Source organism: Streptomyces sp. NPDC052012, assembly GCF_040689265.1.
Taxonomy (GTDB): Bacteria; Actinomycetota; Actinomycetes; order Streptomycetales; family Streptomycetaceae; genus Streptomyces.
On the sequence record NZ_JBFAXA010000015.1, the window covers coordinates 97,859 to 111,129 of the forward strand.

Sequence of the window (13,271 nt, forward strand, 5' to 3'; positions counted from 1 at the left end):
GAGGCATGAGCATGCGGTTCACTACGAAGGCCCGCAGGGGGATGGTCGTGCTGACCGCTGTGGCCGGATTGACCCTCGGCGTGGCCGGCTGCGGTGGAGGCGGAGACGACGACAAGAAGCCCGACACGTCGTCCTCCGCTTCCAACGACGCCGGATCCAACGAGAGTCCTCAGGAGGGGCAGGACGACGTTCTGGCTGAGCTCAAGGGCGAGGACGGCTTGATCCTCAAGATCACGTCTGCTGCTCGGGACGCTGGTGGCTTTGTCACGGTGAGCGGTGAGATCAAGAACGACGGATCCCAGACCGTGCGCGTACCGATCGAGACGCGCGGAGATGAAACCGAGATTATCCGGCACGGAGAGTCACTGGGTGGCGCGACGCTCGTCGACTCCGCCAACAAGAAGCGCTACTACGTTCTGCGGGATACGGACGGCCGTCCTCTGACGACCACCGACATGCCGCGCATCAAGTCGGGCGCGTCGATCCCTGTCTTCATGCAGTTCCCCTCGCCGCCGACGAACGCATCCGAAGTCACCTTCCAACTTCCGACGTTCGCCAGCGCCACGATCCAGATCTCCGGGTGAGGCCGAGCATGACTCACACCCGCCTGACCGTCATCGGAGCTGTGGCCACCCTCCTCATCACCAGTGCGGGAGTAGCCCACGCCGACGACGCCCCCAGCGTCCCCCCAGGCACCGAAGCCACGGCCTCGGCCCCCGTGGAAGTGGACCCCAACGACCCGGACCTCAAGCTCCCCGACGGCGCCACCCTCGCCGAAGCCAAAGTCCTCGACATCAAGCAAGTCGTGGAGGACCAGAGCGGTGACGAACGGCGCGAGGACACCAACTCGGACGTGAAGTTCGCGCTCCAGGCGGAGGTGCTGTTCCCGAAGGACAGCGCGAAACTCAGTGCACAGGCGAAGTCCCGCATCGCGTCGATCGCGGAGGAGATCAAGACCCAGAACGCGACGAAGATCCGGGTCTTCGGCTTCACGGACAACCTGGGTTCCTCCGCCCACGGAGACGTGCTGTCCCGCAAGCGGGCGAACGCCGTACAGAGCGTCCTGGATCAGGAACTGAACGACTCCGGCATCACCTACGAGGTACGTGGCTACGGCGAGCAGTACCCGATCGCCGACAACTCGACAGAGGCCGGCCGGAAGAAGAACCGCCGGGTGGAGGTGTCCTTCCCCCGCGCAGAGAACTGACCGCCGGGCCGCTCGCTTCTTCCCTCGCCTGCCGACCCCGTGCGCCGGCGAATGGCCCGTGCACGGGGCCGGGACGGGACCGGGCGGACGTATCCGCAGTCACTCCGGTTCCACGGATGGCAGCTCGCCGGATTCCCCGTTCCCTCCCGTGTGACCGCGCCAGGCCGCGAGGGCGATTCGTGCGGTGAAGGTGTTGGGGTGGTAGTCGCCCAGCAGGCGCTGGCGGTCGGCCACCACTTGCTCGAGCAGATGGATGGCTTCGTCGTTTCGTCCTGCCTGCCGGTAGGAGGAGGCGAGGTTGGCGCGTGCGGTGAGGGTCTCGGGATGCTTGTCTCCCAGGAGCCGTTCGCGGTCTGCCAGCACCTGCTCCTGGATCTCGATGGCTTCCTCGGTTCGTCCTGCCTGCCAGTAGGAGGTGGCGACGTTGGCGCGTGCGGTGAGGGTTTCGGGGTGGTGGTTGCCCAGGAGCCGTTCACGGTCCGCCAGCACCTGCTCATGGATTTCGATGGCTTCGTCGGTTCGGCCCGCCTGCCAGTAGCAGGCGGCCAGGTTGCCCCGTGCGATGAGGGTCTCATAGTGCTGGTCGCCCAGCAGCCGTTCGCGGTCCGCCACCACTTGCTCATAGATTTCGATGGCTTCGTCGGTGCGTGCCGCCTGCCAGTAGGAGGCGGCGAGGTTGGCGCGTGCGGTGAGGGTTTCGGGGTGGTGGTTGCCCAGCAGGCGTTCGCGGTCTGCCAGCACCCGCTCCTCGATGGCGATGGCTGCGCTGGTGCGGCCCCCCTGCCAGTGGGAGGTGGCGAGGTTGGCGCGTGTGGTGTGGGTGTTGGGGTGGTCGTCGCCCAGCAGCCGCTCACTGTCGGCGGTCATGTTCTCCCAGTAGGCGGTGGAGGCGTCGATCAGGCCCGCGTCGAGGAGGCTTCTGCCGGCACGGAAGAGGACCGGGTGTCCCTCGGGGTGCCAGAGGTGGTCGAGCGCGTGCTCGGCCAGGGCCTCGGAGTTGGCACGCAGAGCGGTGGCGAGGTCCGTGTGGGGCTGGTCGACCACGGGCCAGGCGTGGAGAAGCGCGTCGGCGGCGGCCTTTGCCAGCAGGGGGAGATCGGGGTGCGGGATGTTCTCGCGTACGGCGCGCGCCGTGAGGGCGTGGATGCGGACTGCTCGGGGCTCGTCGCGGGTGTCGCAGGTGAGGAGTGCGTAACGGTGGAGGAGGCGCAGGGCCGTATGGGCCTCGTTGGCCGTGGTCTGCGGAGAGGTGGCGGTGCCGGCGGTCCGGGCAGTGCGGTGGGTGGAGAGGTAGTCGAGCAGGGGTGGGGTGGCCCAGAGGGCATGGGGATGGCCGCTGGGGTCGAGGTGGGCGGAGAGGCGGAGCACCAGGAGCGCCAGGCCGGTGGGGTCGGCTGACCGGACCGCGTCCAGGGTGAGCAGGAGGGTGGTCGTGATCTGCCGCCCGTAGCCCTCCGTGTCGGCGGTCTCCGGCAGGAGCTGCTCGAGGCGAGTCCGCCGGTTGGTGAGGAGTCTCAGGTACGCGCCGCAGGTGAGCTCTTCGTTGATCATGTAGGCGGCGGCATGGCTCAGCGCCAGCGGTAGTCGGCCGAGGGCCTCGACGAGGGACGGGACGTGACCGTCGAGGAGGTGGCCCGTGTCGTCGTCGGTCAGGCGGGCGCGGAGGTAGGCGGTGGCTTCGTCGGGGGTGTAGACGTCGATGTCGACGCGGGTGCGGCCGTTGCCGGTCAGGCGGGCGTCCTTCAGCCGGGTCGTGGCCAGGACCCAGCCGGTGCCGGTGCGGCTGACGGGCCACCAGCGGTTGAGCGCGGTGGGGTGAGCGATGTCGTCCAGGACCACCAGCCATCGCCGTCGCGTGGTGGCGAGCCATTCCAGCAAGGTCCGGGCGTCGGCCTCCGGGTCCTGTCCGCTCACGCCGGGCAGCCGGAGGCGGGCGGCGGCCTGCGCGTACTGGGTGATGACCTGCTGGCTCTCGGTCGCCGTCGCCCACACCACCAGGTCGACGCCTTGCTTCATTGCGTCGACGGCGTAGGCGGCGGCCAGTTGGGTCTTCCCGACTCCGCCGCCGCCGGACAGGACCTGCGTCAGCACCACCGACCCGCCACCCGCCCGTGCCCCGTCGACCTGCTCGCGCAGGAGCCGACGCGGCTGGAAGGCGGACGCCAGGGGCGGCACCGGTCCCACCTCCACCGGCCACATCGCTTCGGCCCCTCCGGCTGCCGCTCCGCTCCCGGCGGTCAGTTCCTCCGTGGCGGTGGTCGTACCAGGGTGTCCGTGCCGGTCGACGAGGTCGGCGAAGCCGGGAAGGCTCAGGGCCTCGTGGACGGGAACGGCATGCAGACGACGCCAGCCCATCGCCCGGTCGTCCTCGACCGCCACCCCGACGAGCCGGCCGTGACAGAAGATCGCCGAACCCGAGGCACCCGCCCACGGCCGTGTCCCGTCACCCCGGGGCGCCGGCCACACGGGGCAGTCCAGCACCCACCCCGACGACCCGGTGGACACCACCGGCAGGTCCCCGCGCAGATACTCGACCTGTGCCTCGTTCCCGTCGTCCGCCGCGAACGCGGGGAAACCCGCTCCTTCGAACGGCACCGGGGTGACGCCGCCGAGCCGCCCCCACCGCACCGGACCTCCGGGGCTCGGCACCGGCTCGTCGAGCCACAACAGAGCGACGTCCAAGGCGTCGTCTGCCGGGATGCCGTGCTCGACGTCCGGCCAGCAGACCTGGGCGCGTCTGTGCACGAGATCCCCGTAACGGGGATGACCCACGCGGGCCGACACCCGCGCCGCCCACCGGCGCCCTTGGAGCACGACGTGCAGCGCCGTCAGAACCAGCCGCGGCCCTACCAGGTAGCCGGACCCCGCCCCGCTCGGACCGCCCGTGCGCACCAGGACCAGCCGCCGCGGATCCACCTCACGACTCCCACGGCCGTGACGCCGCGCCCTCCGCGGGGCCGGCGTCCGGGCCGGGCTCCGTCGAACCACCCTCCTCGCCGTCCAGCCCTCCGGCGGTGCGGCGGATCCGGGCCCGCTCCCCGCCCAGTGCCTCGTCACGCACCTGAAGCGTCAGCGTCAGCACCTGCCGCCGCGTACTGCCCAGTCCGCCACCGGCGTCCGCTCCGACCTTGGCGCCGAGGGCACCGACCTCGACCTTCACCGCGCCGTTGCCGTCCCGCCGGAACTCCACCTCCAGTGACAGCTCCGCCTGCTCCACCTCGAACCGGAACTGCTCCCCGGCCCCCTCGGCCTGCGCCGCATACAACTCCTGCCGCAACTCCGCCAGCGCCTTGGACAGCGGGATTCCCTCACCCATCGTTCCGTGCCCCCTCAACTCAGCGAGGTCCACAGCATGGCGCAACTGCCCTGTCCCGTGGGCCGATACGACCCAAACCCCACCTCATGGACCGCCAACACCGGATGTCCACAGATGGAGGGAAGTCAAAGCCACCCGTGATTCCTGGAGCCGACGTACGGACCGATACCGGCTGCCCGCCTCCTACGGAATGATCAGCGGGTTTTCTCCTGGCCCTGGCCCTGGCGGCTGCGGCCGGCCTCTTCTCCGCCGGCATCGTCGGCTTCATGCCGTCAGCCTGCCGTCGATCACGACGTAGAACGACGTACAGGCGACTTTGGGCTCCCCATTGGGCCCACGGGCCCATGTCGTCCCGGCGCTCCCTCCCTACGCTCGCCACGAGACGTGTGCCGGAAGCGAACGGGGCGCACTCGTCGGGGACTTGAGGGGGAGTGGGCATGGCGTCGGTCGGGGGAGTCGGCGGGGGCGGTGGCATAGCCGCGGGCGGGTCGGCCTTGCCGCCGTCGGGGCCCTCCGGACGCCGCGCCGCCGTACCGAGGCCGCTCTCCCTCGCCCTGGTCCTCGTCCACACCCTCTTCGTGGTCACCGTCATCGGCGGACTCGGCCTGTTGCTCACGGCGAGCTCGTACGACGCGGTCGACGGCGGTGTCCTCGCCCTGATCGCGTACGCCGCCGCCCCCGGCACCCTCGGCTGGTGGCTGGCCCGCCGTACGCGGCAGGGCGGCGGTCAGCGAACGTGGGGCGCGCTCATCGCCGTACAGGCGTGGCTGATCCTCGGCTCGATCTCCAACCTCGCGGGGGGTTCGACACGGGGCGCCACCCAGCTGCTCCTGCCCGTCCTGATCCTCTGGTTCCTCACCCGGCGCGAGAGCCGCGCCTGGTACCGCCTCCCGGAAGGCGACCGTGCGGCGCGCCGCCCCTTCTCCCTCGCCCGCATGATCCGCTGGCGCCGGGACGAGGGGCAGACGGCGGTGGAGTACGCGGGCCTGATCGCGGTCGTCGCCGCGATCATCACCGCGCTGGTCGTCAGCGGACTCGGCACGCAGATCTTCACCGGCATCCAGTCCCAGATCTGCCGGGTCACCGGCACGGCGTGCCCCGCACCCCAGGGCGGCGACGGCCAGGTGAACGCCGGGGACGAGCCGGGGGACGGACCCGGGGACGGAACAGCTGACGACGGCGGCGGCCAGCCGGACGGCACCGCAGGCGACGACGGCGACACCGGCACCGGCGACGGGGGCGACACCGGAACCGGAACCGGCACCGGCACCGGCGAAGACGGCGACACCGGCTCCGGCGACGACTCCGACCCCGACGTCGCCGACCCGGTAGCCGCCGCGGACGAGATCGACGAGCCCCCGTACGAGGACCCCACCACGGACGAAGGGGAAGACGGCGACGACACAGAGAGCGAAGAGGGCGAAGAGGGCGACGGGGGCGACGACGAAGGCTGCTTCTCCGGCTTCGGCGCCTTCTTCGGCTGCGCAGGCGACCAGCTCAAGCAAGTAGGTGAGGGCCTCTTCGTCGACGGCATCTGGGGCGACCTCACCGGCATGTGGGACACGATCACCAACCCGGTCGAGACCTGGAACGGCCTGATGGACTACGGCAGTTCGCTCGGTGAGGAGTGGTGGAACAACACCGCCGACGCCCGCCAGAAGTGGGACGACGGCGACTACTTCGGCGCGATCCTGGACTGGGGCGGCGCCTCCCTCGACACCGGTGGCACGGTCCTGTTCGACATGTTCATCGGCGACGACGTCGTGGACCAGTGGAACAGCGGCAACGAGACGCGAGCGGTCACCACCGTCCTGTGGAACGTCGGCTCCCTCTTCATCCCCGGCTACGGCGAAGCCAAGATCGTCGAGAAGCTCGGGACCCTCGGCCGGCTGAGCCGCATCGCCGACGACGCGGCCGAGGCGGCACAGGACGCACGGCGCGCCGCCGAGGCCGGCGACCTGGACGCGCTGGAGGACGCGGCCCGCCGCGCCGACGAGGCCGCCGACGAGGCGGAGGACGCGGCCCGCAGGACCGGCTGCACCATCTCCGCCCCGCCCCGCAGGGTCCCGTACGGCGACGACGCACCCACGGCCCCCGCCCCCGGAATGCACCCGGGCGCGACGGAGGTCCTCGCCGCCGCCCCGACCCGCACCCCGTACGTCGTCCTCGCCGAGGGCGGCTGCGACGAGGAGGCCCAGGAGCAGGCGCGCGAGGCCCGCGAACACGAGCGCCAGGCCTACCTCGAGCGCAAGCGCGCCGAGGAGCCGCAGCGCGCCCGGGAGGCGCTGGAGAACAAGAAGCAGTGGCCGGACCCCGAGCGCAACGACACCAGCGACCCGCGCAACTACAACCCGCCCGACTGGGCGGAGGACCTGCGGAGCCGTACGTACGGCGACGCCGACAACGGCGACGGCTTCTGGGCGAGCCGCGACCGCAACCCCAAGCCGGGCTGGAAGAACGAGTCCTGGCTGCGCTACCAGGAACAGGTCACCGGCACGCAGCGCGGCTACGAGTACGTCGTCCCGCACACCGACCCGGACGTGCCGGACGTCGAGTTCGACGGCTGGGACTCCTCCCGCCAGACCTACCTGGAGGCCAAGAACGGCTACGACAGTTTCCTGACCGCCGACCGCACCGAACTCACCCCCTCCGGCCGGGAGCGCCTGCTCACCGAGGCCCGCCGCCAGACCGAGGCCGCCCGGGGCAAGCCCGTCGAGTGGCACTTCTCCAACGAGGAGGTCGCCGATGCGGCCCGGGACGCCTTCGAGGACGCGGGCCTGGACATCGAGGTCGTCCACACCGCGCCCAAACCGGTCGCCGGCGACAGGAAACCCGAGGCGTTCGACTGACGGGGCGGGGCCTGCGGACCCGGGCGTCCTAAGGTGACGTAAGAGCTCCTACGACGAGACGGAAGAGGCAGAACGGACATGCGACGAGTGGTGCGGGGCTTCTGGGGCCCCCGGCAGGAGTCGACGGAGGCGCTCGCCGCGCGCTGGAGCACGACGTTGACGCGCTTCGCCGAGCTGCTCCCGGCCGCCGTGCGGAGGAAGGCGGACGACGGCGCATGGACCTGGCGCACCACCGAGTCCGTGCCCCTCCAGCCCGACGAGAAGTCCCTCCTGGACGCCCTGCGCGCAGCCCAGTCGGCCGACGACTGGTCGGCCGCCGACGGCACCTCGCTCCGGCTGCTCGCCGCCGACCCGGCCCCCGGCTGGAAGCTGGAGATCGCCGTCCTGGCCGGCGGCACCCCGCAGTACCTGCTCCAGTCCCTGGTGGCCACGATCGTCGCCCCGGACGACGCCCGCCTCCCCGACGCCGACCTCCTCGCCGCCGTGGCCGAGACCTGGCACCCGGACTACGGAGACGTCAGCGACCGCGCCGTGACGGCGGCCCTGAAGAAGGAAGCGGGCTTCAAGATCGGCACACCGTCGATCGGCTGGGTGGGTTACCTGTCCCCGACACGAGCGAGCCGCGTCCCCGCGACCCTGGCCCCCACGGTCCGCCAACTCCCCGCAGCCGACGGCCCTCTCGGCGCCCTTCTGTCCGTCACACACCCGGGAGACACGGACGCGGTGGTCGGCGCGTACGTGTCCCTGAAGGCGTCCGGCGCCCTGGACCCCTTGCCCCAGCCCATGAACAGGCCCACCCTGTGACCGTCCTCGCCGGGGAGCCCTTCGACAAGGCGAAGGCCCTGTCGGCCCTGGACACGGCGCTGAGCGCCCCCGTCCCCGCCTCGGGCCCGACGACGTCGGAGGGCGACCCGGTGACAGGCGAATGGGCCGGCACCCGGGGCGAGGGCTTCCTGCTCCTGCCCCTCTGGGAAGGCGCATGGCTGACGGGCGTGTACGGCGAGGACTGGACCGCGGCGGAGGAGGAGGCGGAGTCCCACCTGACCGCCCTGACGACGGAACTCGACCAGCGCTGGGGCCCCCACCGCACCGTCAGCATGCGCGTCCCCCTCTTCCGTCACCACACGGGCGCCCCTCTCCCCGAGCCGTTCCGCACCCTGGCCGCGATGGACTGCTACGGCGACCTGAGAGTCTGGGGCCCCGTGCACCCGCCCCGCCCCTCGGACACGCCCCACCGCTGGCTGTCCCTCTCCCTCAACCAGTCCGACGGCGACGCCCCCATGACCCTGACGGGATTGATCACCACTCACCCGATCGAGGAACTCCCCGACGAGGAGTAAGGCGAACGCGCCGAACGCGCCGAACGCGCCGAACGCGCTGAACGCGCTGAACGCGCTGAACGCGCTGAACGCGCTGAACGCGCCGAGCGCCCGGAACGCGACTCACACGACGGCCTCCACCCGCGCCCCCACCCTCAGCCCCCACCCCTCCATCACCCCGGCCTCGGCCTCCACCACGTGCCGGGCCCGCACCCTCGGCAGGCCCAGCCGCCCCGGCCGCATGGTCCGCACGGCGATCACCCGAAGCCGCCGGTCGAGATAGGCGACATCGATCGGCATCCGCATCCGAAAGGTGTGCACGCTGTTGGCAGGGGTGAGCAGCAACGCCCCCTCGACCGACTCCCGCCCCAACAGCCCTCTGGTCCGGGCGCGATAGGACGAAGCGATCTCGAGCGGTACCCGAACCTCACCGCCCTCCGACCCGACGACCAACACCCCGGACCCGTCCCGCCAACGCCCCACAGCCCCCTCCTTCACCGCAAACCCTCGAACACCAACGCCCACCCTGCCGCCTCCACCGTGTTACGCAACCGTTACTGCTCAACTGCCGCTCGATGGGCCCGTTTTAGCCCCATACACCCCGCGAGTGACACCGTTCACGCTGGTATCCGTACGCCACGCTGGATAGCTTGGATTCGCTCAAGAGAAGCCTCGCCCCACCGGGAGCCGACCGTGAACCGCCGCCCCACCTTGCTCGCAGCGCTCGCGCTGACCGCCACCGCGGCCCTGACGCTGTCCGCATGCGGAAGCGACGACGACAGCTCCACCAAGGACAGCGACAAGATCGCGGGCGCGGACACGGGCAGCGAGAAGTCGTCCTCGCCGAGCCCGAGCGCGTCGGACTCGACCGGGCGTCCGAAGATCACGTTCCCGTCCGACGCGAAGAACGTCTTCGAGTACGAGAAGACCGGCGACCCGGCGAAGGACGCGGCGCTGGCCGACAGCACGCTGAGCGTCAACTCCGTCGACGAGGCGATCTTCAAGGGCACGACGGACACCAAGGCGCTGGGCTTCTACAACACGGAGAAGGCCCTGAGTGGCTCCATCACATATGTGTTGGGGTACATCAAGAAGAATCACACATGGGTGGGCGAGACCCGGTACTTCGACTACAAGGTGAACCTCACTGGAGACAGTGATGCGTATGTCACCTACTGCTCCGACGAGAGCAAGTCCTTCATCAAGGAGAAGAAGACCGGGAAGGTCAAGAACACGCCGACCACGAAGGACAGCTACGTCCTCTACAACACCAAGCTCAAGAAGAACGCTGACGGCGTCTGGCAGACGACGGACGTCGCGTCGAACCGGGGGAGCAAGGCGTGTCAGCCGTAGCAAAGTCTGTCAGGAGCGCGACTCTCGTCGCACTTGTCTGTGTTCCGGTGTTCGCAGCACCCGCGTACGCCGGCGGGCGTGGCGAGGGCGGTACTCGCAGCGGGACGGAGCAGAGCGCCCAAGCCGACGACAAAGGGAATCTGTCGGTGACCGTCGGTGGTGTGGTATTCGACCGTTCGAAGAATGGCAGCGGCGACGGCGCGGGTGCGCTGACCTCGACCACCTCCTGGGCGCCGCCGCCCTGCTGGTACGCCCCCAAGTACACCCCCGAGCAGCTGCAGAAGTACCTGGAACCCATCTGGGAAGCCGGTTCGACCGGATACGAGTGGGACGCCGAGCAGCGGGAGAAGTACAACGCGAACGACGAGAAGAAGGCGTTCAACAAGCACAAGTCCGGCGAGGGCTACTGGTGGGACTCGTATGTCAACGAGAGCTACCCCCCGGGTTGGGACACCTGTGACGACGGCCCCTTCTGGGTGGACGAGGGCGACGCCCCTCCCGCCGACATCGAGAACGCCGTGACCCCGGAGATCCTCGCCGAACTCGCCTACTCAGAGATCCGCGTCCCCGGCACCGAGGTCACCCTGGCCCCCGCGGAGGCGACCAAGGTCAACCTCCCGACCTGGGCATGGCTGGACGGCGCCGAGTTCAAGCCGGTCTCCGTCACCGCATCCGTACCGGCGATCGGTATCGAGGCCACGGCGACGGCGGAGCCGGTCTCTCTGAAGATCGAGCCGGGAACCGCAGACGCCGAGCTCTACCCGGCCTCGGGTGTCTGCGAGATCAACGACGGCCGCATCGGCGAGCCCTACGCCAAGGGCAAGGCGGACCAGACGCCCCCGTGCGGGGTGAAGTACCTGCGTTCCTCGGGCGACGACACCTTCCCGCTCCAGGCCACGGTCACCTGGAAGATCGCGTGGACCGGCACCGGCGGTGCGGGCGGAGACCTCCCCGACGGCGAGTTCGGAGCCACTCAGGACGTCGTGGTCCAGGAGATCCAGGCGATCAACCGCTGAGCGCGCGCCCTTCCTGCTTGCAATGCGCCGGCGTCGGGCGTCACGGATGAGCGGCCGTGTCGTTCAACCCATCGGTGCTGTGGTTGCTGGTGGAGGGGTGTGCGGATGGCGCAGCGGTTGGCGGTCGACGGGGACGAGCTCGGGCGGTTCATGAAGTCCTTGCGGAAGTCGTCCAGTTCGCTGGACGGCGTCCGCAAGGCGCTCGCGGACGTGACCGTCACCGGGCTCGGTACCGATGATCTCGACTCCGCCTGCCAGGACTTCCAGGAGGACTGGAAGTACGGGGCCGAGGAGATCGGGAAGCAGACCGAGGATCTTGCGGAGATCATCGGGAAGAGCAGGGACAGTTACCTCGAGGTCGACAAGGCGCTGGAGGAGGCGCTGAGGCAGGCCGGGGGCGGGAAGTGACCCTCGCTCCGGGGGACGAGCGGACCGGTGCCGCGCTCGACCCGCGCTCGCGGGCGGATCTGGGCAAGCCGCAGGGTTTGCAGTCGGCGCCGCGGATCCCGAATCCCGCGTATCCCCATCTCGGGTTCAATCCTGTGCCGGGGGATACGGAGACCGTTCGCGGGCTGCACAAGAAGCTGGGTGCTTGCGCGACGGTGCTCGAGGACGCGCACGATCTGGTGACCAAGCTGCTGGACGGCAGCTGCTGGAAGGGGGATGCGGCTGTCGCGTTCCGCGAGCAGCTGGACGGTGGGCCGTTGCCGCTGAACTTGAGGAACGCGGCGCGTTCGCTGCGCAAGGCCGGGCGGCAGTTGAGCCGTTGGGAAGGGGAGCTGGAGGACCTTCAGCGGCGGGCCAAGAAGTTGGAGAAGGACGCCGAGGAGGCGAAGGCCGCGGTCGAACGGGCCAAGGGGCGGGCCGCGAAGACGGAGGGGGAGCGGACTCGTGCCGAGTCGGACGTCGAGGAGGCGCGGGCCGAGCTCGAGAAGGTGATCGGCAGGGCGAGGCGGCTGGCGGAGGAGCACGAGCGGCAGGCGCAGCATCGTGCGAAGAAGATCCGCGAGGCCACCAAGAAACTGGCCCCGCAGGAACCAGGCTGGTTCGACGAGTCCCTCGCCTGGCTGACCGACAACCTGCCGGACATCCTCAGCTTCACGGCTGGGCTGATCGCCGTCACAGCTCTGCTTCTCTCCGGCCCGCTGGGGTGGAGCCTGGCGACCGTGGCGATGCTCATGCTCACATCTTCAGCGATCAGCCTGACGGCCTTCGGCCTCAGACTGACCGATCCTGAGGTGCGGACGTCCTTGTGGGATGGACTCCGAAGCGGTGAGCTGGACGCCGATTTCTGGAGCAACGCGGTCTCAGTAGGCGCCGACTTTGTGGGATCGATGCCAGGCCTCGGAGCAGTCGTCAAAGGTGGATACACCGGAGTCCGTGCTGCCCTGAGCAGTGCTACAGCAGTTCGCCTTGGAGACAAAGCAGCTCTTGTCGGGGCGAAAACTATGGATGAGGCAAAGACGGTGGCTGACCTTGGGAATTCTCTAGTGGCCCGCGCGGTACGGAGCAGCAGTAATCCGGAAAAGGCAGCCAAGGTCCTGGAGGGGTCAGCCGGAGTGGTCGGCGTCGGCACCGCGGGATTCGGCCTTCACAACAAGTTGGTGGACGCAGATGACGACGGAGTCAAGGACGGAACTGTCGCTGGCATTGACGGCACACGTCTCATCCTTGACTCCGGTGCTATCTACGACCTCGCTCGTCATGCCTTCTGACCTATCCAGGAAGAAAGGAAGGCCGTGAACGCTGTCGACTACTCCATCGCGTGGGAACATCCGCCCACTCGCAGGGCATGGGCAACGCACGTCATCTTGAACGTCATTGGGTTGGTCGCTTGGGCAGGAGGCTGGGTGATCCTGCTAGGAGTGTCGCTTCAGACTCCGGACTGGGTCGTGTGGCTCTTCATGCCCTACTTCGTCTATGGCCCGTATCGAGTGGTGGTCCAGCTGCGATATTTTCCGGCAGCCCTCAAGATGTTCCAGGTCCTTCGTGAGTACCCATGGCAAGTACTAACCGGCGTACCTCGGGGTATCGATGAGCATCCGGAGGCGGAAGACGGTGGGATCTGGATTGAGTTTCCGGACCCGACCGGGCGCTCCGCAAAGGGTATTCCGCTGACGTTTGTGAAGCACCATCGCTCGTACTGGTGGTTGCGGCGCATTGGGGGACCACGGACGAAGCACGAGTTGAAACGGCAACTCGATTGCCTGT

General features: G+C 69.4%; 12 protein-coding genes. 9 read left to right on the forward strand and 3 right to left on the reverse strand.

Annotated features, from left to right (window positions below):
* The first annotated feature begins 5 nt into the window (after positions 1-5).
* Both AB0412_RS23195 and AB0412_RS23200 read left to right on the forward strand, forming a co-directional pair.
* Positions 6-584, forward strand: a complete 579-nt coding sequence (locus AB0412_RS23195) for a hypothetical protein (protein ID WP_366404471.1) — start codon at positions 6-8, stop codon at positions 582-584.
* A gap of 8 nt (positions 585-592) precedes the next feature.
* A complete protein-coding gene (locus AB0412_RS23200; RefSeq protein WP_366404472.1) occupies positions 593-1,207 on the forward strand; it encodes an OmpA family protein in 615 nt (204 codons plus the stop codon).
* Between the two features lie 99 nt (positions 1,208-1,306).
* Here AB0412_RS23200 and fxsT read toward each other — a convergent pair whose 3' ends face one another.
* Both fxsT and AB0412_RS23210 read right to left on the reverse strand, forming a co-directional pair.
* Positions 1,307-4,123, reverse strand: coding sequence for an FxSxx-COOH system tetratricopeptide repeat protein (fxsT, locus tag AB0412_RS23205; protein ID WP_366404473.1), 2,817 nt, complete (start codon positions 4,121-4,123; stop codon positions 1,307-1,309).
* 1 nt (position 4,124) lies between these two features.
* Positions 4,125-4,523 carry a trypco2 family protein gene (locus tag AB0412_RS23210; protein ID WP_366404474.1) on the reverse strand — a complete coding sequence of 133 codons (399 nt, stop codon included), beginning with the start codon at positions 4,521-4,523 and terminating at the stop codon, positions 4,125-4,127.
* Positions 4,524-4,960: 437 nt separating this feature from the next.
* Here AB0412_RS23210 and AB0412_RS23215 point away from each other — a divergent pair, with 437 nt between their 5' ends.
* From AB0412_RS23215 to AB0412_RS23225, 3 genes are all read left to right on the forward strand, one after another.
* Positions 4,961-7,372 carry a Tox-REase-5 domain-containing protein gene (locus AB0412_RS23215; protein ID WP_366404475.1) on the forward strand — a complete coding sequence of 804 codons (2,412 nt, stop codon included), beginning with the start codon at positions 4,961-4,963 and terminating at the stop codon, positions 7,370-7,372.
* Between the two features lie 78 nt (positions 7,373-7,450).
* Positions 7,451-8,176: a hypothetical protein gene (locus tag AB0412_RS23220; RefSeq protein WP_366404476.1), complete on the forward strand. Its 726-nt coding sequence runs from the start codon at positions 7,451-7,453 to the stop codon at positions 8,174-8,176.
* Entirely contained in the window at positions 8,173-8,712 is a 540-nt protein-coding gene (locus AB0412_RS23225; RefSeq protein ID WP_366404477.1) for a hypothetical protein, read from the forward strand. Before AB0412_RS23220 ends, AB0412_RS23225 begins: the two co-directional genes overlap by 4 nt.
* Before the next feature lie 102 nt (positions 8,713-8,814).
* On the opposite strand, the gene AB0412_RS23230 is transcribed toward AB0412_RS23225, so the two are convergent.
* A complete protein-coding gene (locus tag AB0412_RS23230; protein WP_366404478.1) occupies positions 8,815-9,174 on the reverse strand; it encodes a DUF192 domain-containing protein in 360 nt (119 codons plus the stop codon).
* Between the two features lie 210 nt (positions 9,175-9,384).
* Here AB0412_RS23230 and AB0412_RS23235 point away from each other — a divergent pair, with 210 nt between their 5' ends.
* The 4 genes from AB0412_RS23235 (at position 9,385) to AB0412_RS23250 (ending at position 12,775) form a co-directional block, all read left to right on the forward strand.
* Entirely contained in the window at positions 9,385-10,044 is a 660-nt protein-coding gene (locus AB0412_RS23235) for a hypothetical protein (RefSeq protein ID WP_366404479.1), read from the forward strand.
* 47 nt (positions 10,045-10,091) lie between these two features.
* The gene (locus tag AB0412_RS23240) at positions 10,092-11,060 is read left to right on the forward strand and encodes a hypothetical protein (RefSeq protein ID WP_366404480.1); all 969 of its coding nucleotides are present in this window, start codon (positions 10,092-10,094) and stop codon (positions 11,058-11,060) included.
* Positions 11,061-11,165: 105 nt separating this feature from the next.
* Complete coding sequence (locus AB0412_RS23245) at positions 11,166-11,468, forward strand: hypothetical protein (protein WP_366404481.1); 303 nt, start codon at positions 11,166-11,168, stop codon at positions 11,466-11,468.
* Positions 11,465-12,775 (forward strand): hypothetical protein, encoded by a 1,311-nt coding sequence (locus AB0412_RS23250; protein ID WP_366404482.1) that lies wholly within the window; start codon positions 11,465-11,467, stop codon positions 12,773-12,775. Before AB0412_RS23245 ends, AB0412_RS23250 begins: the two co-directional genes overlap by 4 nt.
* Positions 12,776-13,271 lie beyond the last annotated feature (496 nt).

Bases quoted from the DNA above. Each gene is read 5' to 3' on its own strand.
- AB0412_RS23195 (WP_366404471.1), top strand. From the start codon at position 6: ATGAGCATGCGGTTCACTACGAAGGCCCGCAGGGGGATGGTCGTGCTG.
- AB0412_RS23200 (WP_366404472.1), top strand. From the start codon at position 593: ATGACTCACACCCGCCTGACCGTCATCGGAGCTGTGGCCACCCTCCTC.
- AB0412_RS23210 (WP_366404474.1), bottom strand. From the start codon at position 4,523: ATGGGTGAGGGAATCCCGCTGTCCAAGGCGCTGGCGGAGTTGCGGCAG.
- AB0412_RS23215 (WP_366404475.1), top strand. From the start codon at position 4,961: ATGGCGTCGGTCGGGGGAGTCGGCGGGGGCGGTGGCATAGCCGCGGGC.
- AB0412_RS23220 (WP_366404476.1), top strand. From the start codon at position 7,451: ATGCGACGAGTGGTGCGGGGCTTCTGGGGCCCCCGGCAGGAGTCGACG.
- AB0412_RS23245 (WP_366404481.1), top strand. From the start codon at position 11,166: ATGGCGCAGCGGTTGGCGGTCGACGGGGACGAGCTCGGGCGGTTCATG.